Raw genomic sequence first — 23,722 nt, 5'->3', positions numbered from 1 at the left:
CGCTCGTCCAGCAGCGCATGACAGCCATGAAACGGCAGCCGCCGACATGAGGCGCACGGTCCTGCGCAAGGTGACCCGCCGGTTCATGCCGCTGATCGGGCTGTGCTACATCGTGCTGTACGTCGACCGGCAGAACATCGGCATCGCCGCGCTGACGATGAACGACGAGCTCGGGATCTCCGCGACGGCGTTCGGGTTCGCCGCCGGGGTCTACTTCTGGAGCTACACGCTCTGCGAGCCGCCGAGCAACTACATCCTGGCCAAGATCGGCGCACGGGTCTGGATCCCGCGGATCATGGTGAGCTGGGGTCTGGTCACCATGGCCATGGCGCTGGTCACCGGGCAACTGAGCCTGACCGTGATGCGGTTGCTGCTCGGCGTCGCCGAGGCGAGCTTCTCCCCCGGCATGTTGTACTTCGTGTCGCGCTGGTTCCCCAAGGCCGAGCGCGGTGCCGCGATGTCGTGGATCGTCACCTTCATCTGCCTGTCCGCGCTGGCCTCTCCGCTGTGCACCCACGTGCTGATCGCCATGGACGGGCTGGCGGGCGTGGCAGGCTGGCGCTGGCTGTTCGTCGTGACCGGCATCCCGGCGGTCGTCCTCGGCCCGATCTGCTACCGGGTGCTGCGCGACCGACCGGCGGAGGCGACGTTCCTCAGCCCGTCCGAGCGGTCCTGGCTGCAGCGCACCCTGGACGCCGAGAGCGAGCGGACCGGCCGGACCGGCGGGCACTCGTTCCGGCAGGGGCTGTCGCACCCGCGGGTGCTCACGCTGATCGTCGTCTTCTGCTGCGTCACCTTCAGCCTCAACGGTTACCAGCTGTGGCTACCGCAGATCATCAAGGAGTTCGGGCTGACGACGCTGCAGACCGGATGGCTGGTCGCGGTGCCGCCGATGCTGGCGATCGGCCCGATGCTGTGGTGGACCAGGCGCTCGGACCGCAGGCAGGAACGGGGCGTGCACTTCGCGGTCGCGGCCGGGACCTCCGCCGCCGGATTCGCCGTCGCCGCCGTGTTCCTGGACTCCCCGGTGGTGGCGATGGCGGGGTTCTGCGTCGCGGGCATCGGACTGTACACGGCGCTGGCCGTCTTCATCACGATGCCGTCGAGCTTCCTCACCGGCGCGGCTCTCGCCGCCGGGTTCGGCGTGATCAACGGGATGGGCAACGTCGGCGGCTACTTCGGCCCGCAGGTGACGGGGATCATCCAGGACTCCACGGGCAGCTTCGTCGGGGCGGTCGCCGCCTTCGGGGCCGTGATGGTCGTGGCCGCGGTCATCGTCCTGCTGCTCACCCGCCGCTCCGGGCGGGGTGCCGGCATCGAGCGGGGCACGGGGCCCGTCCCCGCCAAGGAGGCGGTGTGAGCCGGATCTTCGGTCCGCTGCGGCAGAACGGGTTCGTCGTCAAGGACGTCGAGCGGGCGCTCACGCACTGGACGGACGTCATGGGCGTCGGCCCGTTCTTCCTCATCGACGACCAGCCGCTGAACGACTTCGAATACCGGGGGCGGCCCGCCGCACCCAGCATCCGCGTCGCGCTCGCCCACACCGGCGGGGTGCAGATCGAGCTGATCCAGCAGACCAATGACGAGCCGTCGGCCTTCCGGGACTTCCTGCGCGCCGGTCACGAGGGCCTGCAGCACGTGGCCTTCTGGACGACCGCGTTCGACGCCGACATGGCCCGGGCCCGGCGGCATGGCCTGGAGGTCCTGCAGTCCGGCAGGTCCGGGAGCGGCGCACCGGACGAGCGCTTCGCCTACTTCACGGTGCAGGACCACCCGGGAACGGTCATCGAGCTGTCGGAGACCCGCGGGCGCAAGGGGGCACTGTTCCAGGCCGTCGAGGAGGCGGCCCGTACCTGGGACGGCACCGACCCGGTCCGCCCGATGGCGGCCCTGCTGGACCGACGATGAGCGGCACGGTGTTCGTCACCGGCGGCGCGTCCGGGATCGGGCTGGCGACCGCCCTCGCCCTTCGCGACCAGGGCTGGAACGTCGTCATCGCGGATCTCGACCGGACCGCGCTGCGGCAGGCAGGGCAGGAGGTCGAGGGCGTGCGCGCCATCGTGCTCGACGTGACCGACGCGCGGGCCGTCGCCGCCGCGGTCGGTGCCGCCGAGGCCGAGTTCGGTGCCGTCGACGCCCTGGTCAACTGCGCGGGCATCGTCGACAACGGGCCGTTCCTGCAGGCCGGTCCGGAGTCGTTCCGCCGGACGCTGGAAGTGAACCTGACCGGCACGTTCCTGATGGGACAGGCCGTCGCACGAGGCATGGCGGCTCGCGGCGGCGGGTCGATCGTCAACATCTCGTCGGTGTCGGGGCTGCGCGGCGGGCCGTATCGCTCCGCCTACAGCGCGTCCAAGGGCGGCGTCATCGCGCTGACGAAGGTGATGGCCGTCGAACTCGGGCCCAGCGGCGTCCGGGTCAACTGCGTGGCGCCCGGCGCCACGGACACCCCGCTGGTGCGGGTGGCCCAGCCGCCCGAGATCCGCCGCGCCGTCCTGAAGGCGATCCCGCTGGGCCGGTACGCCGACCCCGCCGAGACCGCGGCGGTGATCGCGTTCCTGGCCGGGGACGGCGCCGCCTTCGTGACCGGCCAGATCTGGGGGGTCGACGGCGGGCAGCTGGCGGGCGCCGGCTGGCGGCCGGAACCGACTCGAGGAAGGGAAGGATGAACAAACTCGTCATCGGCGTCCATCCGAACGAGAACACCATGCGCGAGCCGAACGGCGACGTGCCCTGGACGCCCGAGGAGATCGCCCGGGTCGCGGCCGAATGCGCGGACGCGGGCGCCTCCCTCATGCACTACCACGCCCGCACGCCGGAGGGCGGCGCCGACCACTCGGCGGCGGCCTACGCGGAGATCGCACGGCGGGTGCGGAGCCGCTGCGACATCCTGCTGGCGCCGTCGATGGCCAACGCGCCGGGCGGCACGGTGGAGGAGCGGCTCGCCAACGTGGCCGGGACCGCGGGCGATCCGGTCACCCGCGCCGACTTCCTCGTCATGGACATGGGGTCGGCGAACATGGACCTCTTCGATCCGGACGCGGCGCGCTTCCGCACCGAGGACCGGGTCTACGTCAACGGCACCGCCACGCAGCGGCGCCTGTTCCGGCGGGCCCGGGAGCTGGCGCTCAAACCGTACCTGGCCTCGTTCAACGTGAGCTGGACCCGTGCGATCCTCGCCCATCTGGAGGCGGGCGAGTTCGACGAGCCGGGCGCGGTCGTGTTCGTCCTCGGCGGCCCGGAGTTCACCGCCGCGCATCCGGCCACGGCGGAGGGCCTGCGCGCGCAGCTGGCCTTCCTGCCTCCCGGACGGCGGATCGAGTGGATCGTCTCCGCCCATCGCGGCGACGTGCTGCCCGTCGCGGAGGCGGCGATCGGGCTGGGCGGTCACGTGGCCATCGGCGTCGGCGACCACCACTACGGGGAACTGGGCCATCCGTCCAACGCCGAACTCGTCGCGCGGGTCGCCGAGCTCGCCGCCAGGGCGGGCCGCGAGGTGGCCACACCTGACGAGGCCCGCGAGATCTTCGGGCTCGGCCCGAGCGGCACAGGGAGCGCGCGTTGTTCGTCGTGAACGAGTACGGCACCGAACCCGAGACGGTCCTGGAGTCGCACGGCATCCGGGTCCTGACCATGGACTCCATCGCGTTCGCCTCCCTCGCGCTGGCCGGTGAGGTGATCGTGACGGGCTCGCACGGCGGGGCGAGCGCCGGGCAGTACGCCCGGCGGGCCGGGGTGGCCGCCGTCGTGTGCAACGACGCCGGCGTCGGCAAGGACGGCGCCGGGATCGCCGGGCTGCGTGCGGTCGGCGCCGACGGCATCGCCGGGATCGCGGTGGGACACGACTCGGCTCGTATCGGTGACGGCAGGGACGCATGGCTCAACGGCGTCGTGACCTTCGTGAACGATCCGGCGCGGGCCGCCGGAGTGCGCCACGGCCTGCCCTTGCGGGAACAGGCCCGCGGCCTGATCGAGCACCTCACGGCATCGCCCGCCGAGCGCCGCGCCGGCGCCGGCGAGGGCGGCGACGAGCTGCGCCGGATCGTCGTGGTGGACCGCCCCCGTGGCGGCGTCGTCCTGCTCGACAGCATGTCGCAGGCCGGGGACGGCGACCGCGGCCACGTGGTGGTGGCGGCCTCCAACGGCGGCAAGGAGTCCGGGCGGATCGCCGTCCTCGTCGGGTGCGCCTGCGCGGTGTTCAACGACGCGGGCGTCGGCAAGGACGAGGCCGGGATCGCCGGGCTGGCGCTGATGGACCGGGCCGGCCTGCCGGGCGTGGCCGCCTCCCACCTGTCGGCGGCCATCAGCGACGGCCCCGATCTGTGGGAGAGCGGCGTCATCTCGCATGTGAACGAGGCCGCGCGGGCCGCCGGGTTCGAGGCCGGGACCCGGGTGGCGGACGCGGTCCGCCGTTTCGTCGAGCGGAGGGAGGGCTGATGCCGTCGCGGCACATCGTCAACGACCCCGACGACCTGGTCGCCGAGGCGCTGGAGGGCCTGGCGCTCGCCCACCCTGACCTGGTCCGTGTCCATTTCGACCCGGCATACGTGGTCCGGGCGGACGGCACGAGGGGCAAGGTGGCGCTGGTCTCCGGCGGCGGCTCGGGGCACGAGCCGCTGCACACCGGGTTCGTCGGGGCCGGCATGCTGGACGCCGCCGTCCCCGGGGCGGTCTTCGCCAGCCCCACCGCCCACCAGATCCGGGCGGCCGTCACGGCGGCCGACGGCGGCCTCGGCACGCTGCTGGTCGTCAAGAACTACACCGGCGACGTCCTGAACTTCTCCATCGCCGCCGAGCTGGCCGCCGATGACGGCATCGCGGTCGAGACCGTGCTGGTCGACGACGACCTGGCCACCGAACGGCCGGACGGCGACGGCCCGGGCCGCCGGGGAACGGCCGCCGTGGTGGCGGTGGAGAAGATCTGCGGCGCCGCCGCCGAACGGGGCGCCACGCTCGCGGAGGTCGCGGTGCTGGGCCGCAGGGTCGCCGGTGCGGCCCGCACGATGGCACTGGCCCTGGAGGCGTGCACCCATCCCGGGCGGCTGCGGCCCTCGTTCGAGATCGCCGATGACGAGGTGGAGTTCGGTGTCGGCATCCACGGGGAGCGCGGCGTCGGCCGGCGCCCGCGCGGCCCCGCCCGCGAACTCGTCGCCGAGCTCGCGCGCCCCGTGGTGGAGGCGCTCGGGCTTGCGCGCGGCGCGTCCGTCATCGCCATCGTCAACGGCCTGGGCGGCACGCACGGCCTGGAACTGTCGGCCGCCCACCGGGAGCTCACCCGGCTGCTGGACGGGCTCGGGATCACCGTCGTGCGGTCCCTGGTCGGCCCGTACGTCACGGCCCTGGACATGAAGGGAATGTCGATCACCTTGGTACGCGCCGACGACGAACTGCTCGACCTGTGGGACGCCCCGGTGCGCACCCCGGCACTGAACTGGGGCGGGCGATGACCGGGCGGACGCTCACCGCGGAACACGCGCTGGCCTGGACCGGCAGGTTCACCGAGGCGGTCCGGCGCGGCGGCGAGGAGCTGACCGAACTCGACCGCCGGGCCGGTGACGGCGACTTCGGCACGAACATGCGGTTCGCGCTGCGCCGGGTGGCGGACCTGCTGGACGGCGGCGCACCGGACTCGGCTGCGGGCGTCTTCACTGCCCTGTCCGAAGGGTTCCTGCAGACGGGCGGTACGAGCGGCCCGCTGTTCGGGATGTGGTTCCGCGAGTTCGCCAAGGGGTCCGCGGGCGGGGAGGTGACCACGGCGGTGCTGGCACGAGCGGCCGCCGCCGCGGTCGCCACGGTGCAGCGGCTCGGCGGAGCGGAGGTCGGGCACAAGACGATGGTCGACGCCATGGCGCCCGCGGTCGAGGCGCTGCGCGCGGAGGCGGACCGGGACGCCGAGGTCGCCGAGGCGCTGTCGCGGGCGGCCGCCGCCGCCCGCGAGGGCGCCGAATCCACCCGCCACCTCGTGGCGGTGCGGGGCCGCGCCAGCTACGTCGGCGAGCACGCGCGCGGCGTGGTCGATCCGGGGGCGCTCACCGTCGCGCTCTTCTTCGAGGCGGCGCCGGAGCCGGACGCGTGAACATGAACAACGACACAGAGGAAAGGACCATGGCCGGAAAGGTCATCGTGACCATCGCCCCCACAGGCGGCTTCCTGACCCGTGCGGACAACCCGTACGTGCCGGTGCGGCCCGAGGAGATCGCCGAAGACGTGCGCCGCTGCCACGACGCGGGGGCGAGCATGGCCGCGTTGCACGCGCGGCGACCCGACGGGCAGGCCACCTGCGACGCGGCGACGTACCGCCTCATCAACGGGCTCGTCCGCGAACGGTGCGACATCGTCATCAACAACTCCACCGGCGGCGGCGTCAACGGCGACATGGTCCGGGAGACCGCCGACGGCCGTGCGGTGGTGGACTGGGAACAGCGCCTGCGGGGACTGGACGGGGGCGCCGAGACCTGCACGCTCGACGCGTTCACCGCGTACGCCACCGCGGGCGGCGCCGAGGTCCTCATGGACACCCCGTCGTCCCGGGCCCGTGAACTGGCCCGTCTCATGCGGGAGAAGGGGATCAAGCCCGAGTGGGAGGCGCTGAATCCCGCCCACCTCGCGCAGGACGTCACCACCCTGATCGCGGAGGGCTTCGACGACGCGCCGCATCTGGTGAACATCGTGCTCGGCCTCCAGCACGTCTTCCAGAACGCGATGCCCTATTCGCCCAGGACCCTGCAGTACATGGTCGATCTGCTGCCCGCCGGCAGCGTCTTCTCGGTCGCCGTCGCCGGGCCCGAGCAGACCCGCGGGCTGACGCACGCGCTGCTGCTCGGCGGCCACGTCAGGGTGGGGCTGGAGGACAACGTGCGGTACGCGCCCGGGCGGACGGCGGACAACGTCCGTTTCGTCGAACGGATCGTGCGGATCATCCACGACCTGGGAATGGAACCGGCGACCCCGGCCGAGGCACGGAAGATCCTCGGCCTGCCCGCCCCTCCCCGCGACCCCGCTGGGGAGGTCGCCTGATGGACGTCCGGGAAGGAGCCGACGACATGCCGCCCCTGCGTTCGCGTGAATGGTTCGCCGGATCGGACGCCAACGCGTTCGTCCACCGGTCGTGGATGAAGCCATGCTGACCAGGTTGCGGAACAGCATGGACGTGGGGCGCAGCATCGTCTCGCCCAGCGACATGACGGGGAACTCCACGGGGAACCCGCCGGCCTCCAGCACACCGCGCTTGACGTGCTCGGCGAGGCTGCGGGAGACGGCGCAAGGGGCACGGGCCGCGCTGGTGGTGCCGACCGACGTGACCTCGCCGGACTCGGTGGCGGCTCTGTTTCAGACCGTGGAACGCCACCACGGCCGGATCGACCTGCTGGTCAACAACGCGGGAACGTTCGGGCCGTCCGGGGCCGTCGACGAGATCTCACCCGAGGATTGGGCGCACACCGTCGGCACCAACCTGACCGGCGCGTTCCTGTGCGCGCATCACGCCGTCGGGCTGATGCGGCGGCAGCGGCCGCAGGGCGGGCGGATCATCAACAACGGCTCGATCTCCGCGCACTCCCCCCGGCCCCGCAGCGTCGCCTACACCGCGGCCAAGCACGCCATCACCGGCCTGACCAAGTCGATCGCGCTGGACGGCCGGGCCCACGACATCGCGTGCGGGCAGATCGACATCGGCAACGCGGCCACCGAGATGACCGCGGGCATCGCCGAGGGCGCGCAGCAGGCCGACGGGCGGACGGCCCCAGAGCCGACCTTCGACGCCGAGCACGTGGCCCGGGCGGTTCTGTACCTGGCCGCGCTGCCGCTGGACACCAACGTACTTTTCATGACCATCACCGCGACGAAGATGCCGTTCGTCGGCCGCGGCTGAGCCACGGGGCCGGTCACCGCATCACCGGCCAGGCATCGTGTGGCCGGACGGCGGGCGGTGTTCGTCCTGCCCGCGCACCGGCCCCGCCGATGACTACCGCGTCGATCGGCTGGGGGGATGAGCGGCGGGAAGGCGCTCCCCGGCGAGCCGCCGGGTCACCGCCAGGGCGGCGGCCCGGACGGCCGCCTCGACGCGGGTCAGGCTGATCCGCCCGGCGAGCCCGGACATCGACAGCGCCCCGGCGACCTCCCCGTCCGCGCCCATGATCGGCGAGGCCACCCCGACCACGTTCGGAAAGGATTCCCGCAGGTCGTAGGCGACCCCACGGCGCCGTACCCGCTCCAGCTCCGCGGCGAAGGCGTCCCGGTCGATGATCGTGTGCTCGGTGAACCGCCGCAGCGGCCCGGTCCCCGGCCCTTCGGCACCGGAGAACGCGAGGATCGCCTTGCCGGAGCAGCTCGCGTGTGCGGGCCATCTGGTGCCGGTCCGCTGCGGAAGCCGCGGCGCGTCCCGGCCGCGGAACATGTCCACGTACACGACGTCGTCGTCGGCGAGCACGGCCAGGCCGACATTGTGCCGGGTGGCCTCATGCAACGCGGCCATGTGCGGATGGGCGGCCTCGTGCAGCCCGCTCTCCCGCGGCGTCCTGCGGCCCAGCTCGAACACCAGCAACCCGAGCCGGTACGTACCGCCGACCTGTTCGAGCAGTTCGACCCGCACCAGCTCACGCAGCATCCGGTGCACCGTCGACTTCGGCAGGCCCGTCCGTCTGACCAGCGCGGCCGCGGTCAGGGTCCCGTCTCCGGTGCGGAACTCCTTCAGCAGCGCCGCGGCGCGTCCCACCGCGGAGATCTCGCCTTCGTTCCGATGAGCGGGACTCACCCTCCCATCGTCCCTCCCGGTGATCCCGCGGGTCAACATTCCTTGATCGTCGTCGTCGGTCTCATGTGCCGTGTCCGCGTCCGGCGGCGAGCCTGCGGGCGAGGAACACCCCGGCCGGCGGGCGGCTTGGACGCCCGGCGGCTATCAGCGGCGGCCCGCAGTGCTGGGAGAGGGCCCCAGCGGGCTCCGACCAAGTGTGTAGCGGGGAACGCCGTAGGGCATGCCGCCGGTCGATGCCCCGCATTCAGGTAAGCGGGCGGGCGCCGCGCAGGAACTGCTCGGCCGCGGTCTCCACGAGTCCGTCCAGCAGTTCTGGTTCGACGAAATTCCCGTTGATGATCGAGGCGATGCCCTGGACGGTCGCGAAAAGGACGATCCCGATCCGCTCGGCATCAGCGGCGTCGAGCGCGCCCTGCTCTTCCCCCTGAGCGATCAGCTCGGCCATCAGTCCGAACGGCGCCTCGGCCGCCTTCACGACCTGCGTCGCCCCCGGCCGGTGCTTGCTGGTGTACATCAGCTCCAGCAGCGCGGCGTTCTCGGTGGCGAAACGGATGTAGGCCGTCATGGTGGCCCGGAGGCGCGCGGGGAAGCCCTCGTCCGCACCCGCCAACGCGGTGCGAAGTGCCGCGTCCAGGTGGACGAACCCGGCCTCGGCGAGCGCGTCGAGCAGCGCCTGGCGGTCGGGGAAGTGCCGGCGCGGCGCGGCGTGGCTGACGCCGACCTCCTTGGCCAGGTCGCGCAGCGACAACTGGTCCGCGCCGCGCTCCCGCAGGCCGCGCTGGGCAGCGTCGAGCAGTGCGGCCCGGAGGTTGCCGTGGTGGTACGGCCGCTCCCCGTTCGCGTCTGGCATGGCACGAAGATAGCAGAAGTGTTTTCGTTGACTACATTGTTGTCGGTGACTACTTTGTAGGCCATGAGAACATTCTCTGCCTCGGACGTCCCCTCCATGACGGGTCGTACGGTCGTCGTCACCGGCGCCAACAGCGGGATCGGCCGCGTCACCGCCCGCGTCCTCGCCGCCAAGGGCGCGCGCGTCGTGCTCGCCGTACGCGACCTGGACAAGGGGCGCGCGGCCACCGCCTCGATGACCGGCCACATCGAGGTCCGGCGGCTCGACCTCGCCGACCTCTCCTCGGTCCGCGCGTTCGCCGAGGACCTCACCGAGCCCGTCGACATACTGATCAACAACGCGGGCGTCATGATCCCGCCGTTCTCCCGCACCGCCGACGGCTTCGAGCTCCAGTTCGGCACCAACCACCTGGGCCACTTCGCGCTGACGAACCTGCTCCTGCCGCGTATCCGGGAACGGGTCGTCACCGTCTCCTCCAACGCTCACAAGAGAGGCTCGATCGACTTCGACGACCTCAACTGGGAGCGTCGGCCGTACCGGGCGATGGCCGCGTACGCGCAGTCCAAGCTGGCCAACCTGCTGTTCACCTCGGACCTCCAGCGCCGGCTCGACCAGGCCGGCTCACCGGTGATCGCGACCGCCGCACACCCCGGCCTCGCGGCCACGAACCTGCTCCGGTCCGACAGGCTGCGCCTCGTGCAGCCGGCGCTCACCCTCCTCGCGCAGAGCGACGACGACGGCGCTCTGCCAACGCTGTACGCCGCCGTGGCGGAGATCCCGGGCAACGGCTACGCAGGCCCCAGCGGCTTCCTTGAGGGACGCGGCGCGCCGAAGCTGGTCGGCCGCTCGCCCAGGGCACAAGACGCCGAGACGGCACACCGCCTGTGGGAAGTCTCCGAAGAACTCACCGGAGTCGCCTTCCCTGGCCACCTTCTCCACACCACCTGATCTGTGTCCATCGCCCCCGGACTGGCACCCGCCCGGAACGGTTTCGGTGTCAAGAGGACGAGAGCGATGCGCGCTCGCTCGCCAAGGCCCGGTTACATGCGAGCGCTGTAGACCGGGACCTGGAGACACAGCCTGGCAGGCCGCACAGGTGAGCGACCGCGTCGGGCACCAGTACGTCGGCGGGTGGCCGAGGTGACGCCAGGGTGGGTGATGGCGAAGGTCATCGCGAGGTGGGTCAGCGGCATCCCGGCTTCTTCGGCCAGTGGGATGAGCCGTTCGACGGCGTCGAGTTTGCGTTCGTCGGTCAGGTGCCGGGGCACCCAGTGCATCCGTTCGGTCCGTGGTTCGGGCCCGCCCTTGCGGTAGCGGCCGGTGAGCAGGCCCATGGACAACGGACCCCACACCAGCGTGCCCATGCCGTGGCGCCGGCAGGCGGGCAGGACCTCGCGCTCGATGCCGCGGTTGAGGATGGAGTATGTGGGCTGCTCGGTGCGGAAGCGCTCCAGGCCGCGCCGCTCGGCCGTCCACTGCGCCTCGACGATCTGCGAGGCCGGGTGTTGGAGGCGCCGATGGCGCGGACCTTGCCGCTGCGTACCAGGTCGGTCAGCGCGGAGAGGGTTTCCTCGATGTCGGTCTGCGGGTCGGGGTGGTGAATCTGGTAGAGGTCGATGCGGTCGGTCCGCAGGCGCCGCAGCGAGTTCTCGACCGCGGTGACGATCCAGCGCCGGGAGCCGCCGGAGCGGTTGGGGTCCTCGCCCATGGAGCCGCCGACCTTGGTGGCCAGTACGACGTCGTCGCGGCGGCCCTGGAGGGCCCTGCCCACGATCTCCTCCGACACTCCGGCGGGCCCGTACACATCGGCGGTGTCGACGAAGTTGATCCCGGCCTCCAAGGCCCGGTGGACGATCCGGACGCAGTCGTCGGGGTCGGGGTTGCCGAAGCGGCCGAACATCATGGTGCCCAGGCAGTAGGGGCTGACCTGGATGCCGGTCCGGCCGAGTGCGCGCGCCTTCATTACCGGGTTCCTTGTTTCGGGAGGGGCCGCGGCCTGCCCGCCTCCCGGTGGGGTGGCGGGCAGGCGTTGATCGTCGCGACGCGGTCAGGCGGCGTTGTACTCGCTGACGACGTCCAGGACCCAGGTGACACCGAACCGGTCCTTGCACATCCCGTACAGGGGCGCCCACTGCGCGGGCCCCAGCGGCTGCACCACGGTCGCGCCGTCGGAGAGCTTCTCCCAGTACGCGGTGATCTCCTCGGCCGTGTCACCGCGCACCGAGACGAAGAACGCGTTCTCCCCCTGGTGCCACGGCAACTGCGAGGGCACGTCGTAGGCCATCACCCGGAAGCCGCTGCCGGCGGCCACCTGCCCCCACATCACCTGGTCCGCCTCGGACGGCTCCTGGACGTTCCCCGCGTCCTTGTAGGTGACCGTGACCATGTCCCCGCCGAACACCGACTGGTAGAAGCCGAGCGCCGCGCGGGCGTCACCCCGGAAGTTCAGGTGGGTCACTGTGCTGATGGACATGATCGGCTCCTTGCCTTCGCATTCGTCGTGTGCGGGCGCCGCGCGTTCCGGTTCTCGGCGGAACCGCCGCCGCCCGGCTCGGCGATCACAGTGGCAGGGGAAGCGGCCAGGGTGTGGCCGCTACCGCGAGCCGCATGGCACTTCTGACTCCGGCAACAAGCAGGGGCTGGGCGGGGCGTCTAGCGTTCGAGGCGGGCGGCGAGTTGGTCCAGGGCGGTGTGTGTCTCGGGGTGGTCGAAGAGCATCAACTGGGCCGCGTATTCGGCCCGGAGCTGATCGGTCAGGTCGTTGCCCATCGACCGGCGCAGCAGCCGCTTGCTGGAGCGGACCCCCAGCGGCGGCATGGCGGAGATCCGCTGCGCGAGCTCCATCGCCCGTTCCAGCAGCTCGTCGTCGGGCACCGTCTGGTGGACCAGTCGCAGGTCCCTGGCCTCGGCCGCGGTGACGAGCCGGCCGCTGAAGAGCAGGTCGGCCGCCGCGGCCATGCCGACCAGGCGCGGCAGCAGGTAGCTGATGCCCAGTTCCGCGGTCAGCCCCAGCGGGGCGAAGCCCGTGCCGAGCCGGCTCGACTCCCCGGCGAGCACGATGTCGTGCAGGAGCGCGATACCGAACCCTCCGCCGACGGCCGAGCCGTTGACCGCGGCGATCGTCGGCTTGTCCAGCTCCCACATCCGCAGTGTCCAGCGGCCGGAGTTGCCCAGTTCGTCCAGGTCGCGGCCGTGCGCCGACAGCGGCGGCAGGCCGTTGTCGCCCCCCACGCTGGTGCCGGTGAGCAGGTCACGGGCCGGCGGCCGTGCGTCCGAGCCGAGGTCGGCGGCGTCGGCTCCCGCACAGAAGGAGGTGCCGGTGCCGGTGGTGACCACGACGTGGACGGTGTCGTCGGCTCCCGCCTCCTCGAACGCCGCGGCCAGGTCGCGCAGCATGGTGCCCCCGATGGCATTGTGCCGATGCGGCCGGTTCAGACGCAGCAGCACGACACCGCCGTGGCGTTCGGCGACCACGTCGGCCTGTTGCCGGTGTGTCACGGGTTCTCCCCTTTGGTGGCGACGAGACCTTGGGCTTCCAGGTCCCACATGGTGTCGGTGACGCCCTCTTCGCGCAGGAGGTGCTTCATGACCCGGCTCAGCGCGTTGACGGGGAGCGAGTCGCGGATGTCGACGTACCGGGGCACGGCGAAGTAGGCGACCTTGCCGCGGACGAACTCGAAGAACTCGGCGGGGTCCAGGTCCGCGCCGTCGGCCAGGACGATGCTGGCCTTGATGTCGTCGTCGCCGAAGGGGCCGGGGACGGGGGACACCGCGACGTCGGCGACCGCGGGGTGGCCGCGGATGACGTTCTCCAGCGCCAGCGCCGAGACGTTCTCCCCGCGCCGCCGCAGCACGTCCTTCTTGCGGTCGACGAAGGTGACGAAGCCGTCGGCGTCCATCCGCCCGAAGTCGCCGGTGTGGTGCCACAGGTTGCTCCAGGCCGCCTGGGTGGCGTCCGGTTTGCGCCAGTAACCGCTGTACATCGCGTTGGGCACCTTGGGCCGCACGACGATCTCACCTGGCCGGCCGAGCGGGACCGGGTTGTCGCCGTCGTCGACGATCGCGACCTCCAGCAGGGGCGAGATCATCCCCGAGGTGCCGCGGGCACGTGGCCCGTCGGGGGCGCTGACCGTGATCGGCACGCACTCGGTCTGCCCGTAGCCCTCGGACATGACGGGTGTGGCGAACCGCTCCTGGAACCGGCGCTGCTCGGCCTCGCCCATCGGTACCCAGACCGCCAGCCGGAAGGGGTGGGCGCCGTCGGCGGGGCCGGTCGGCTGGGCGAGCAGCAGGTTGCCCATCACGCCGACGCCCACCAGCGTGGTCGCGCCGTCGGCGACGGCGTCGGCGATGAAGCTGGAGGCGTGGAACTGCGGCGCGATGCTGATCGAGGCGCCGTTCACCAGGGCGGTCATGAACGCGACCATCTGCCCGCTGGTGTGGAACATCGGGAAGCCGGTGTACATCCGGTCGCCCGGCAGGCACCACCGGCGCATCCCGTAGGCGCGCCCGACCGACACGTAGTACCCGTTCGACAGCATGCAGCCCTTGGCCGCGGCCGTGGTCCCGGAGGTGTACATGATCGACAACAGGTCGCCGGGCTCCGCGCCCGGCTCGAAGGTGCGGCGCTCCCCCAGCAGGTCGGTGTAGGCGACCAAGCCCGGTTCCGGATCGTCCACGGTCACGGTGTGGCGGATGCCGGTGGCCGCCAGCGGGTCCCGTGCCGCCGCGTGGCCCGGGCCGTCGGTGATCAGTACGCTCGCGCCGCAGTCGTCGAGCTGGTACTCCAGGAACTCGCCCTTGAGCCAGTAGTTCAGCGGGACCTGGACGGCCCGGAGTTTCGCGACGGCCAGCAGGATCTCGACCGTCTCGATCCGGTTCGGCAGGATCGTGGCGACCATCGTCCCGCGCCGGACGCCGAGCGCCGCCAGCCCGGCGGCGAGCCGGTCGCTGCGCTCGTCGAGCTCGGCGAAGGTGAGCCAGCCGGTGCCGCATTTGACGAACGGCGTGTCCGGCTCGGCGGCGACGCGCTCACGGAAAGCCTGGTCGACAGTGGCCGCCGGGGTGGGGTGCTGGGGTGTCATGAGCGTTCCTCGTTCCTCGTACGCGTCCCTGGGCCGGCCAGGTCCCGGCAGGCCGCTGCCGGGCACGGCACCGGCCGCTGCCGGAGTGGTGCCGGCCCTGCCGGGTCAGGCGATCTCGCCGGCCGATCGACGCCGGGCGATGTCGGCGGCGTCCAAGCCGAGCTCGCCGAGGATCTCCTCGGTGTGCTGGCCGTGCGTCGGCGGAGGCCCGGCGATCGCGGCGGGCGTGCGGCCGAACCGCGGGGCCGGGGCGGGCTGGGTGATGCCGAAGCCGTCGGTGAAGGTGCCGCGCACCGCGTTGTGCGGATGCCGCGGCGCCTCCCACGGCGTCAGCACCGGGGCGAAGCAGGCGTCGGAACCGGCGAACACCTCGGTCCACTCGGTGCGGGTGCGGGTGCGGAAGACGGCCGCGAGCCTGCCGCGCAGGGCGGGCCAGGACGCCTGGTCGTACTGAGTCGCCGGGTCCAGATCCAGGCCGAGGCGTTCCACCAGTTCGGCGAAGAACTTCGGCTCGATCGCCCCGACCGACACCCATCCGCCGTCGGCGGTCTCGTACACCTCGTAGAACGGCGCGCCGGTGTCGAGCAGGTTCGTGCCGCGCTCGTCGCCCCACCGGCCCATCGCCCGCATCCCGTACATGAAGGTGTTGAGCAGAGCCGCCCCGTCGACCATGGCCGCATCCACCACCTGGCCGCGGCCGGAGGAGGCGCGCTCGGCGAGCGCCGCGCAGATCCCGACCGCCAGCAGCATGCCGCCGCCGCCGAAGTCCCCCACGTAGTTCAGCGGCGGGACCGGTGCGTCGCCGGCCCGACCGACCGGCCACAGCGTCCCGGCCAGCGCGATGTAGTTGATGTCGTGACCCGCCTGCCCGGCCCACGGACCGTCCTGGCCCCAGCCGGTCACCCGGCCGTAGACCAGGCGCGGGTTGCGCGCCAGGCACTCCTGCGGGCCCAGGCCGAGGCGTTCCATGACACCGGGCCGGTAGCCCTCGATCAGCACATCGGCCTGGTCGACCATCCGCAGGACCAGCTCGACGCCGCCGGGGCGCTTGAGGTCCACCGCGACCGAGCGGCGGCCCCGGAACAGCACATCGGCGGCTTGCTCGGCGGGGTCTGCGTCGTCCACCGCGCCGGGACGGTCGACGCGGATCACCTCGGCGCCGAAATCGCTGAGCAGCATCGCGCAGAACGGGCCGGGCCCCATCGCCTGGATCTCCACGACCCGCACACCCGCCAGCGGACCTGTGGCCTGCCCTGTCATCGAGACGTCGCCTCCTCCACCATGACCAACCATCGAGTTGATTACATCAAGCATGGGGAGTGCTGGCAATCACTGCTGGGATGAATGTTCTCGATTCCAGGACATCAACTAACTAGTTGGCTTGCTAACCTGGGCGTGCTGTATCCGCGCAGCCGAGCAACCGACAGGCGCGCCGATGGCCGAGACCGACACCCAGCAGCCGCACGTCGAGCTTCCTTTGAACCGGCACTGGAGCGACTGGAGCACCCGGGCGATGCGTCAGGCCGCCCCGGGGTGGGCCGACCTGGTGCGGGAGATGGCCACCCTCCAGGACGCCTTCGCGGCCGGCTCACCACCGCAGCAGGCCGTGACGGAGATCAGAGCCCTGGTCCAGCGCGCCACGACGCTGCTCGCCCGGTCCCAGGCCGGCGACGCCGACCAGCTGTTCGGCCGGTTCCTGCTCGACCCCACCCGCGGCCAGACCTTCAGTCCCCCGGTGCACCTGACCACGGTCACCGAGCGGACCCTGACCGGCCAGACCAGGTTCGGGCGGTTCCACTCCGGCAACAACGCCGCCGCGCACGGCGGCGGCGTCGCCCTGCTGTTCGACGAGATGTTCGGCCGTCTCGTGAGCTGCGGAGACATACCCCCTTGCCCGCACGGCGAACCTGTCGGTGGACTACCGCAGCGTGACGCCGCTCGGTGAACCGCTCACCGTCGAGGCCACGGTCGCCCGGGTGGAGGGCCGCAAGTGGCACCTGCGAGGGACGCTGCACCACGGAGACCGGCTCTGCGCGGAGGCGACCGCCTTGTTCCTGACGCTGCGGCCCGACCAGCCGTGACGCCCGCCGCGGGATGCGGGGCACGCACCAGAAACGGCACCGGACAGGGCACCGTTCGCCGCCCAGGCCACCGCGGCTCATGCCTGCTCCGCCGAGCCGCGGGGTCACACCGGGAACGAGCTTGTCGCTCCATTGCGGGCGGGTCCGCGCCCGCTCCCGTGCCACCTCCCTCGCTGAGCACCGCGAACGGCTCGAAGGAAGATCACCTCGAAGCCGGGCACCTCATGGAACTCGCTCACTTCGACACCGCCGGGCCCGCCCGGCAGGCGTAGGGGCCGTCGCCGGGCACGAAGCAGGGCGCCGCCGACCTTGACCGTCCGGCTGCCCAGAGCGGCGCGTTGGACGGCGTCGTCCTCGCCGAACTACGCGATCTTGCGCTTACCCGCCTTCGGCTCATCGGCCTCGTCGTGGGCGCTGGTCACGGCCGCAGTTACTCACGTCGCTCGATCGAACGAACCCCGTGCTCACTCGGGGGCGACAACGCGGCACTCGCGGGTCCCCCACCAACCAGTTGGTAATGAAGATGTCCGCGGCACCCCACCACGGTCAAGACAGATCGCCGCACGTCATCGCGCGGCCCGCTCACCGTCCGCTCGTCGGCGCGGGGCAGCGCGATAGCGACCACCGCGAGAACTCGGATCGGGATCGCCGCGCCCTGAGCCTGCCGCGGAGGTCAGGAGCTGGACGTCTGCTTCGGGGAGCGCCCCCGGCCTGCGGCGGGGAGCCGGCCGCCCTCGGCGGCGGACAGCGGTTCGGCCGCCGCGAGCGCGGGGGTGAGGATTCCGTACATGACGAAATCGGTCAGTTCCTGGACGAGCGCCGCCTGCGCCTTGCCCGTCGCCGCCCGGAACCAGACGGGCACATAGGCCAGGATGCCGACGATCGACGGCATGATCATGCCCACGTCGATGGGCCGGAACTCCCCCGACCGGACGCCCGCGGTCATCAGCTGCTTGCTGAAGTGCTCGTACTTGCGCACACGGCGCCGCAGATCCGCCGCCTGCGCGGGCTCGAGGTGCTTCTCGATCCAGGGCAGCTCCTGGAAGAACACCACGACCTCGTCGTGCTTGCCGGACACATGCTCGACCTGCAGCCGCACCAGTTCACGCATCCGCTCGGTGGCGGTGCCCTCGGAGGGGACCTTGGCGATGAACTCCAGAGTGCCGTCGACCTGCTTTGACAGCAGCTCGTAAAGGATGGCGCTCTTGGACGGGTAATAGTGGTAGAGCGTTCCCTTGTTGAGCCCGATCTCGTCGGCGATCAGGTCCATGGTGGCCGAGCTGTATCCGTACTCGCGGAAGAGCCGCGCCGCCGTGGCGCACACATCCGCTCTCCGGGACGGTCGTGGCACGAAACCCCTCCTGACAAGGCGCCGCGGATGCCCGACCGCGCCGTCCAGCCGGGGCGCGGTCGGTGGAAGCATACATTTTCCCAACCAGCTGGTGGATATCATACACCGCCTGCGGCGTCGACCGGCCGTCACCCGGCCGCGGCCAGCTCCTCGCGCAGGAGCCGCTTGAGGATCTTGCCGGTCGCGTTGCGGGGCAGTGGCGCGTCGCGCACGACGACGACGGCGGGGACCTTGAAGGCGGCCAGGCCGCGGCGCGCGTGTTCACGCAGTTCCTCGCCGGTCACGGCGGCGCTCCCGGCAGGGACCACGACGGCGGCCACGATCTCCCCGAGGTCGTGGTCGGGCAGCCCGACCACCGCCGCCTCCTGGACTGCCGGGTGGTCGTGCAGGACGGCCTCGATCTCGGCCGGATAGACGTTCTCGCCACCGCGGATGATCACGTCCTTGGCCCGGTCCAGGACGGTCAGGTAGCCCTCCTGGTCGAGCGCGCCGATGTCTCCGGCGCGGAACCACCCGTCCTGGAACGCCGTCGCCGTGGCGGCGGGGTCGTTCCAGTAGCCGGCGACGACCTGCGGGCCCCGCACCCAGATCTCCCCCGCCGCACCGGCCGGCCGGTCCGTGCCGTCCTCGGTCACGATGCGGATCGCGGTGCCCGGGGTGGGCAGGCCGACGCTGTCGGGCCGGGCCGCGAACGAGGCGCCGTTGTGCTGGCAGGCCGAGGATGTCGTCTCGGTGAGCCCGTAGCCGTGGTTGATCGAGACACCTGATCCGAACCGGGCGGCGGCGGCGTCGGACAGCTCCGCAGCTCCCGGGGCTCCACCGATCCCGATGGCGGTGACCGCCGACAGGTCGTAGGTCTCGGCGGCGAGCCCCTGGAGCATCCGGCGCAGCATCGTCGGGACCACCGCCAGGTTGGTGATGCGCTCGCGTGCGCAGATCTCCAGCGCCCGGGCGGTGTCCCATTTGTACATCAGGACCTGTTTCACCCCGCCGGAGCCCGCCAGGTACATCGACGACAGGCCGCCGATGTGGAAGAACGGGAACGGGTTGAGCAGCGCCGGCTGCGACGGCTCCCGCCGCGGCGGGGACGGCTGGGTGAGCCGGCCGACCTCGCCCTGGAATCCGGCGGCCATCAGCAGGGAGCAGTGGTTGCGGCCCGTGCCCACCGCGCCCTTGGGCCTGCCGGTGGTTCCGGAGGTGTAGAGGATCGTGGCGGGGTCGTCCGGGCCGATGTCGCAGTCCGGCAGTTCGCCGGTGCCGGTGTGGTCGGGCACGATCTCCCGCCAGGGGATCGCGCCGGCGAGATCCTCCTCCGCCCGTGTGACCACGACCGGCAGGCCGGTCATCGGGAATCCGGCGTCGCGCAGCCGCCGCCACCGCTCGCCGTCCATGACCGCCAGGGCAGGGTCCGCGTCGGCGATCGCCCAGGCCAGTTCCTGCCCGGTCCACCACGCGTTGAGCGGTACCGCGACCGCGCCGATGACCTGGCAGGCCCAGAACGCGATCACGAACTCCGGCAGGTTGCGCATCGCCAGCACGACCCGGTCGCCCCGGCCGATGCCGAATCCCTCGCGCAGGGTGGTCGCCGTGCGGGCGACGGCGGCGTATTGCTGGGCGTAGGTGAGACGTTCGTCTTCGTACACGACGGCGTCGCGATCGCCGTACTCGCGCGTCGACTCGAAGACCGCGCGCAGGTGCGGCGGGGCGTTGCGGTAACAGTGGACCGACTTGCCCGCGACGACGACCTCGTGCAGTTCGTAGGCCGCGCCCGGTGCCGTCAGCGTCGCCCGCGCCGCGCCGACCGTGATCGGCCCCGACCCGACCACGCCCTCGCCCGGCGCCTCGGCCGCTCCGGTCATGTCCCTCCTGCCCTGGTTTTCATCGGCTTGCGGAGACGGCTCATCGCCGGGCCAGCAACTGATCCGCCCGTTCGAGCCATGTCGCGGCGGCGGTGAGGAACTTGGTGGTGTCGTGGGTCTGGCCCATCGCGCCGGACTCGTACCGGGCCCAGCCGCGCAGCCCGGTCGCGGCCAGTCTCCAGCAGGCGAACGCCTGGTAGAACGCCATGGCGTCCAGGTCCCTGCCGGACAGGCGGGCGTAGTGGTCCAGCGCCTCGTCGACGCTGATGGCCCCGGGCGCGGCCGTCGGCATCGTGGTGCCGAGCATCGCCGCGGCGGGCGGGTCCCAGAACGCCGCCATCATGCCGACATCGGCCAGCGGGTCGCCGAGGGTGACCAGTTCCCAGTCCAGCACGGCGCGGATGGTGCCGTCCTGGCCGGTGATGGCGTTGCCGAGCCGGTAGTCGCCGTGCACGACACGGCCGGCCTGCTCGCGCGGGGTGAGGCCGCGCAGCCGTTGGCCGGTCCGGGTGAACAGTGCGACCACGCCGGTGTCATCCAGTGCCAGGCCGTCCACCACTCCGCTCCAGCGTCGGAACTGGCGCTGCACGTAGCCCTCGCGCGGCCCCAGATCGCCCAGGCCGACGGCGTCGGGGGCGACGGCGTGCAGCGCGGCGAGCGCGCCGACGATGTTCCTGGACGCGGCCGCGAGCGCCTGCGGGGGCAGGCAGGTCTCGGCGGCCCGCGCGTCCGCCAGAACGTGCCCGGGGACGAAATCGGTGACATGGCACGACAGCCCGAGCGGGTCGTCGTCGGTGCCGACCGCCCGCAGCCGGGGCACGGGCACCGGCGTGCCGACCAGGGCACCGATCGCGCGGGCCTCGCGGGCGGTGTCGTGCGCGCGGCCCTGGTGGACGCCGGGCGGCCGGTGCCGCAGCACCCAGGTGTTTCCCGCCTGGTCCTCCACCCGCCAGGTGAGCATGGAGTAGCCGCCGGCGATGCGGGTGAACACCAGCGGCGGCTCCGCCGCGGCGAGCCGGCCGACGAGCCAGGCGGTCAGCGCGGGCGGGGCCTGATCGGTGAGGGAGACCGCGGGCTCGCTCACCGCGCCCGCCGTTCGGCGGTGTCCCGGGGCGTGTCCGGGTCGTGCGGGTCCTGGTCGTTCATCTCCTGTTTCACCTGGACGCGGCGGATCTTGCCTGCGGCGGTCATGGGCAGCTCCTCGACGAAGCGCCACCGGCGCGGGACCTTGAAGTGGGCGATCCGCTCGGCCAGGAACGTTTCGAGTTCGGCGGCCTGGACCGCCTGGCCCGCGGTGATGACGCTCGCTCCGACGACCTCGCCCCAGGAGGGGTCGGTGACACCGACGACCGCGCAGGCGGTCACCGCGGGGTGCCGGGCCAGCGCGGCCTCCACCTCGGCCGGGTAGATGTTCTCTCCGCCGCGGATGATGACCTCGCGGATCCTGCCGCGGATGGTGAGGTTGCCGTCGGCGTCCAGGCGGCCCAGGTCGCCGGTGTGCAGGAACCCGTCGCCGGTGAGGACCTCCGCGGTGCGCTGCGGCGCCCGGTGGTAGCCCCGCATGACCAGGGGGGACCTCACGAGGATCTCGCCGGTCTCCCCCGGGCCGGCCACGCCGCCGGTCCGGGGGTCGATGATCCGCACCTCGGTCGCCTCCACCGGCCGCCCCGCCGTGGTCGCCAGGGCGACGGGGTCGTCGCCAGGGGTGCTGCAGGTGATGATCGGGCACTCGGACTGGCCGTAGGTGGTCAGCACGGTGGCGCCGAGCTCGTCGCGAACGCGGTCGATCAGCCGGGGGCTGATGTCGGCGCCGCCCAGCGCCACCGTCGTGACCGAACCGGCCGCCGCGGCGAGTCCCGGCCGGTCCAGAACTCGCTCGATCATGATGGGGACCCCGCCCAGGTGGGTCACCCCCGCCAGCGGCAGCAGCCGCACGGTCTGGTCGGCGTCGAACCTGTCGACGACGACGAAGGCGCCGCCGCCGGTGAGCGCGCCGAGCACGACGTACAGCGACCCGCCGATGTGGTGGTACGGCACGCTGTTGAGGCACACGCCGCCGCTGGCCGGATCGCGCCGCTCCCGCAGGTGGGCGGCGTTGAGGACGGAACGGTGGCTCAGCAGCGCCCCCTTGGCCCTGCCGGTCGTCCCGGAGGTGAACTGCATCAGGAACGGGGCGTCCGGGCCGACCGTGACCCGGGTCGGGCTCGCCTCGGGGCACTCCAGCAGTCCTGCCAGCGGGCGGACCGGGCAGGTGCCCGCCAAGCGCTCGGCCCGTTCCCGCAGCGGCGCCCCGCGGCCGTCGGCGCCGGTGAACACCATCGACGGCTCGGCCAGGTCCAGCGCGGCCGCGGTCTCCTCGTCGGTCCATGCGGTGTTCAGCGGCACCAGAACCAGGCCGCGCAGCGCGCAGGCGTACTCCAGCAGCACCCACTCCACGCAGTTGGCGCCCCACACGGCGACCCGGTCCTCCACCACCAGGCCGGCGCCGCCCAGCAGGTGCGCCACCGCCTGTGCGCGGGCCTCCAGTTCGGTGTAGGTCAGGCGGCGCACCACCTCGCCGGCCTCCCAGAGGACGGCCGGCCGGTGCCCGTGGTCCCGCGCCTGCCGCCGCAGGGCCTCTCCGACCGTCTCCGCCAGCAGCCCGACGCGCTGCGGGCCGCCGCTCTCCGTGCCGGGACGTTGCGATTCCGCGACGCTCATCTCGCTGGCCGCCTCCCTCGTTTTCCACCAATTAGTTGGTTATTGTGCGCCGGCCCGGGAGCGGCGTCAACGGCCGCGCCCAGCCGCAGCAGAAGCCCGCGGGCCAGATCCGGATCCGGCCCGACCACCGAGATCACCGGACGGGTGACCCCGGCGGCGATGTAGTCGGCCACCCCCGCCCGAACCTGCGCCTCGTCCCCGGTGAGGAACAGATCATCGACCAGATGGTCGGGTACGGCGGCGAGCGCGGCCTTCCGGTCTCCGGCCTGCCAGGCCCGCCACATCGGCTCCAGCGCCGGGCCGCGGCCCAGCCAGACCTGATGGGCGGCATAGACGCCCGAGGTGAGGTAGCCGGTGACGAACCTGCGGGCGTGGTCGCGCGCGGCCTGCCGGTCGGCGGCGGCCACGACGAACAGCCGCGCGACGATGTCGGCGTCGGGGTCGCCGTCCAGGACCAGGGGCGCCACCCGCTGGACGTCGCCAGGGCTGAGCCAGTTGAGCACCACGCCGTCGGCTTCGGCTCCGGCCAGGCGGAGCATCCTCTCCCGCAGCGCGGCGATCAGGACGCGGGGCCGCCGCGGAGGTGTCCGCGCCAGCCGGAAACCGTCGATGTCGAAGCTGTCGGAGCGGAAGGTGACACGGTCGCCCTCGAACGCCCGGCGCAGGAAGCGCGCGGTGTCGCGGACCCGCGTGTAGGGCTTGGCGTAGGGCACCCCGTGCCAGCCGGTGACCATCGCCTGGCTGGAGGCTCCGATGCCGACGAATACCGGATGGGCGCTGGCCTCGGCCAGGCTCAGCGACTGCATCGCCAGCAGCCCCGGCGAGCGGGTGAACACGCCGGCGACGGCCGTGCCGAGCCGCAGCCACGGCCGGCCCGCCGCGGCGGCGAGCAGCGGAGCGAAGGCGTCGGACCCGGTGAGTTCACTGGTCCACAGCTCCCGGTAGCCGGCGGCGGTGAACTGCTCGACCAGGCCGCCGACCTGGTCCAGGCTCTCATCGGCCCCGCTGAGGCTCACCGCCGGCCGCGGTCGGGGATCAGCACCGC

24 protein-coding genes and 1 pseudogene are annotated in these 23,722 nt (G+C 72.3%); 12 read left to right on the top strand and 13 right to left on the bottom strand.

Translation table 11 applies throughout. From position 1 onward, the window contains the following. Positions 1-46: 46 nt before the first annotated feature. The 9 genes from ACZ466_RS47715 to ACZ466_RS47675 all read left to right on the top strand — a co-directional run bounded on the left by ACZ466_RS47715 (position 47) and on the right by ACZ466_RS47675 (position 7,870). On the top strand, positions 47-1,360 hold the full coding sequence (locus ACZ466_RS47715) for an MFS transporter (RefSeq protein WP_378281258.1): 1,314 nt from the start codon (positions 47-49) through the stop codon (positions 1,358-1,360). Next, on the top strand, positions 1,357-1,908 hold the full coding sequence (locus ACZ466_RS47710) for a VOC family protein (RefSeq protein ID WP_378281257.1): 552 nt from the start codon (positions 1,357-1,359) through the stop codon (positions 1,906-1,908). The genes ACZ466_RS47715 and ACZ466_RS47710 overlap by 4 nt, the downstream gene beginning before the upstream one ends. Beyond that, on the top strand, positions 1,905-2,669 hold the full coding sequence (locus ACZ466_RS47705; protein WP_378281256.1) for an SDR family NAD(P)-dependent oxidoreductase: 765 nt from the start codon (positions 1,905-1,907) through the stop codon (positions 2,667-2,669). Before ACZ466_RS47710 ends, ACZ466_RS47705 begins: the two co-directional genes overlap by 4 nt. Then, entirely contained in the window at positions 2,666-3,574 is a 909-nt protein-coding gene (locus ACZ466_RS47700) for a beta-keto acid cleavage family enzyme (protein WP_378281255.1), read from the top strand. Before ACZ466_RS47705 ends, ACZ466_RS47700 begins: the two co-directional genes overlap by 4 nt. Continuing rightward, the gene (locus ACZ466_RS47695; RefSeq protein ID WP_378281254.1) at positions 3,562-4,437 is read left to right on the top strand and encodes a hypothetical protein; all 876 of its coding nucleotides are present in this window, start codon (positions 3,562-3,564) and stop codon (positions 4,435-4,437) included. Before ACZ466_RS47700 ends, ACZ466_RS47695 begins: the two co-directional genes overlap by 13 nt. Further along, positions 4,437-5,447, top strand: a complete 1,011-nt coding sequence (locus tag ACZ466_RS47690) for a dihydroxyacetone kinase subunit DhaK (RefSeq protein ID WP_464041991.1) — start codon at positions 4,437-4,439, stop codon at positions 5,445-5,447. The genes ACZ466_RS47695 and ACZ466_RS47690 overlap by 1 nt, the downstream gene beginning before the upstream one ends. Further along, on the top strand, positions 5,444-6,076 hold the full coding sequence (gene dhaL / locus ACZ466_RS47685) for a dihydroxyacetone kinase subunit DhaL (protein ID WP_378281252.1): 633 nt from the start codon (positions 5,444-5,446) through the stop codon (positions 6,074-6,076). Before ACZ466_RS47690 ends, dhaL begins: the two co-directional genes overlap by 4 nt. Before the next feature lie 29 nt (positions 6,077-6,105). Further along, positions 6,106-7,017: a beta-keto acid cleavage family enzyme gene (locus tag ACZ466_RS47680; RefSeq protein ID WP_378281251.1), complete on the top strand. Its 912-nt coding sequence runs from the start codon at positions 6,106-6,108 to the stop codon at positions 7,015-7,017. Between the two features lie 103 nt (positions 7,018-7,120). Then, a complete protein-coding gene (locus ACZ466_RS47675) occupies positions 7,121-7,870 on the top strand; it encodes an SDR family oxidoreductase (protein ID WP_378281250.1) in 750 nt (249 codons plus the stop codon). A gap of 93 nt (positions 7,871-7,963) precedes the next feature. Here ACZ466_RS47675 and ACZ466_RS47670 read toward each other — a convergent pair whose 3' ends face one another. Continuing rightward, on the bottom strand, positions 7,964-8,752 hold the full coding sequence (locus ACZ466_RS47670; protein WP_378281249.1) for an IclR family transcriptional regulator: 789 nt from the start codon (positions 8,750-8,752) through the stop codon (positions 7,964-7,966). Positions 8,753-8,996: 244 nt separating this feature from the next. Further along, the gene (locus ACZ466_RS47665) at positions 8,997-9,602 is read right to left on the bottom strand and encodes a TetR/AcrR family transcriptional regulator (RefSeq protein WP_378281248.1); all 606 of its coding nucleotides are present in this window, start codon (positions 9,600-9,602) and stop codon (positions 8,997-8,999) included. A gap of 63 nt (positions 9,603-9,665) precedes the next feature. Between ACZ466_RS47665 and ACZ466_RS47660 the strand changes: the two genes are divergently transcribed. Continuing rightward, complete coding sequence (locus tag ACZ466_RS47660; protein ID WP_378281247.1) at positions 9,666-10,550, top strand: oxidoreductase; 885 nt, start codon at positions 9,666-9,668, stop codon at positions 10,548-10,550. 92 nt (positions 10,551-10,642) lie between these two features. Here ACZ466_RS47660 and ACZ466_RS47655 read toward each other — a convergent pair whose 3' ends face one another. The 6 genes and pseudogenes from ACZ466_RS47655 to ACZ466_RS47630 all read right to left on the bottom strand — a co-directional run bounded on the left by ACZ466_RS47655 (position 10,643) and on the right by ACZ466_RS47630 (position 15,946). After that, entirely contained in the window at positions 10,643-11,056 is a 414-nt protein-coding gene (locus tag ACZ466_RS47655) for an aldo/keto reductase (protein ID WP_464044056.1), read from the bottom strand. A 95-nt stretch (positions 11,057-11,151) separates the two neighbouring features. Next, a pseudogene (locus ACZ466_RS47650) lies at positions 11,152-11,502 on the bottom strand (aldo/keto reductase); the annotation flags it as partial. Between the two features lie 147 nt (positions 11,503-11,649). Then, the gene (locus ACZ466_RS47645) at positions 11,650-12,075 is read right to left on the bottom strand and encodes a VOC family protein (protein ID WP_378281246.1); all 426 of its coding nucleotides are present in this window, start codon (positions 12,073-12,075) and stop codon (positions 11,650-11,652) included. A 179-nt stretch (positions 12,076-12,254) separates the two neighbouring features. After that, positions 12,255-13,100 carry an enoyl-CoA hydratase/isomerase family protein gene (locus tag ACZ466_RS47640; RefSeq protein ID WP_378281245.1) on the bottom strand — a complete coding sequence of 282 codons (846 nt, stop codon included), beginning with the start codon at positions 13,098-13,100 and terminating at the stop codon, positions 12,255-12,257. Then, positions 13,097-14,686: an AMP-binding protein gene (locus ACZ466_RS47635; RefSeq protein WP_378281244.1), complete on the bottom strand. Its 1,590-nt coding sequence runs from the start codon at positions 14,684-14,686 to the stop codon at positions 13,097-13,099. The genes ACZ466_RS47640 and ACZ466_RS47635 overlap by 4 nt, the downstream gene beginning before the upstream one ends. Before the next feature lie 105 nt (positions 14,687-14,791). Further along, positions 14,792-15,946 carry a CaiB/BaiF CoA transferase family protein gene (locus ACZ466_RS47630; protein ID WP_378281243.1) on the bottom strand — a complete coding sequence of 385 codons (1,155 nt, stop codon included), beginning with the start codon at positions 15,944-15,946 and terminating at the stop codon, positions 14,792-14,794. A 175-nt stretch (positions 15,947-16,121) separates the two neighbouring features. Here ACZ466_RS47630 and ACZ466_RS47625 point away from each other — a divergent pair, with 175 nt between their 5' ends. Continuing rightward, positions 16,122-16,631, top strand: coding sequence for a hypothetical protein (locus ACZ466_RS47625; RefSeq protein WP_378281242.1), 510 nt, complete (start codon positions 16,122-16,124; stop codon positions 16,629-16,631). Further along, a complete protein-coding gene (locus tag ACZ466_RS47620) occupies positions 16,615-16,767 on the top strand; it encodes a hypothetical protein (protein ID WP_378281241.1) in 153 nt (50 codons plus the stop codon). The genes ACZ466_RS47625 and ACZ466_RS47620 overlap by 17 nt, the downstream gene beginning before the upstream one ends. 673 nt (positions 16,768-17,440) lie before the next feature. On the opposite strand, the gene ACZ466_RS47615 is transcribed toward ACZ466_RS47620, so the two are convergent. The 5 genes from ACZ466_RS47615 to ACZ466_RS47595 all read right to left on the bottom strand — a co-directional run bounded on the left by ACZ466_RS47615 (position 17,441) and on the right by ACZ466_RS47595 (position 23,693). Beyond that, entirely contained in the window at positions 17,441-18,118 is a 678-nt protein-coding gene (locus tag ACZ466_RS47615; RefSeq protein ID WP_378281240.1) for a TetR/AcrR family transcriptional regulator, read from the bottom strand. 128 nt (positions 18,119-18,246) lie between these two features. Beyond that, positions 18,247-19,977, bottom strand: a complete 1,731-nt coding sequence (locus ACZ466_RS47610) for a class I adenylate-forming enzyme family protein (protein ID WP_378281239.1) — start codon at positions 19,975-19,977, stop codon at positions 18,247-18,249. A gap of 40 nt (positions 19,978-20,017) precedes the next feature. Continuing rightward, positions 20,018-21,061 (bottom strand): phosphotransferase family protein, encoded by a 1,044-nt coding sequence (locus ACZ466_RS47605; protein WP_378281238.1) that lies wholly within the window; start codon positions 21,059-21,061, stop codon positions 20,018-20,020. Continuing rightward, entirely contained in the window at positions 21,058-22,677 is a 1,620-nt protein-coding gene (locus ACZ466_RS47600) for a class I adenylate-forming enzyme family protein (protein WP_378281237.1), read from the bottom strand. The genes ACZ466_RS47605 and ACZ466_RS47600 overlap by 4 nt, the downstream gene beginning before the upstream one ends. Beyond that, positions 22,674-23,693 (bottom strand): LLM class F420-dependent oxidoreductase, encoded by a 1,020-nt coding sequence (locus ACZ466_RS47595; RefSeq protein WP_378281236.1) that lies wholly within the window; start codon positions 23,691-23,693, stop codon positions 22,674-22,676. The genes ACZ466_RS47600 and ACZ466_RS47595 overlap by 4 nt, the downstream gene beginning before the upstream one ends. Positions 23,694-23,722 lie beyond the last annotated feature (29 nt).

This window comes from Actinomadura rugatobispora (assembly GCF_055379765.1).
This window is presented reverse-complemented; position numbering and strand designations above follow the sequence as displayed.

Bases quoted from the DNA above. Each gene is read 5' to 3' on its own strand.
- ACZ466_RS47600 (WP_378281237.1), bottom strand. From the start codon at position 22,677: ATGAGCGTCGCGGAATCGCAACGTCCCGGCACGGAGAGCGGCGGCCCG.
- ACZ466_RS47625 (WP_378281242.1), top strand. From the start codon at position 16,122: ATGGCCGAGACCGACACCCAGCAGCCGCACGTCGAGCTTCCTTTGAAC.
- ACZ466_RS47705 (WP_378281256.1), top strand. From the start codon at position 1,905: ATGAGCGGCACGGTGTTCGTCACCGGCGGCGCGTCCGGGATCGGGCTG.
- ACZ466_RS47665 (WP_378281248.1), bottom strand. From the start codon at position 9,602: ATGCCAGACGCGAACGGGGAGCGGCCGTACCACCACGGCAACCTCCGG.
- dhaL (WP_378281252.1), top strand. From the start codon at position 5,444: ATGACCGGGCGGACGCTCACCGCGGAACACGCGCTGGCCTGGACCGGC.
- ACZ466_RS47645 (WP_378281246.1), bottom strand. From the start codon at position 12,075: ATGTCCATCAGCACAGTGACCCACCTGAACTTCCGGGGTGACGCCCGC.
- ACZ466_RS47700 (WP_378281255.1), top strand. From the start codon at position 2,666: ATGAACAAACTCGTCATCGGCGTCCATCCGAACGAGAACACCATGCGC.
- ACZ466_RS47680 (WP_378281251.1), top strand. From the start codon at position 6,106: ATGGCCGGAAAGGTCATCGTGACCATCGCCCCCACAGGCGGCTTCCTG.
- ACZ466_RS47635 (WP_378281244.1), bottom strand. From the start codon at position 14,686: ATGACACCCCAGCACCCCACCCCGGCGGCCACTGTCGACCAGGCTTTC.
- ACZ466_RS47630 (WP_378281243.1), bottom strand. From the start codon at position 15,946: ATGACAGGGCAGGCCACAGGTCCGCTGGCGGGTGTGCGGGTCGTGGAG.
- ACZ466_RS47690 (WP_464041991.1), top strand. From the start codon at position 4,437: ATGCCGTCGCGGCACATCGTCAACGACCCCGACGACCTGGTCGCCGAG.
- ACZ466_RS47610 (WP_378281239.1), bottom strand. From the start codon at position 19,977: ATGACCGGAGCGGCCGAGGCGCCGGGCGAGGGCGTGGTCGGGTCGGGG.
- ACZ466_RS47660 (WP_378281247.1), top strand. From the start codon at position 9,666: ATGAGAACATTCTCTGCCTCGGACGTCCCCTCCATGACGGGTCGTACG.
- ACZ466_RS47715 (WP_378281258.1), top strand. From the start codon at position 47: ATGAGGCGCACGGTCCTGCGCAAGGTGACCCGCCGGTTCATGCCGCTG.
- ACZ466_RS47675 (WP_378281250.1), top strand. From the start codon at position 7,121: ATGCTGACCAGGTTGCGGAACAGCATGGACGTGGGGCGCAGCATCGTC.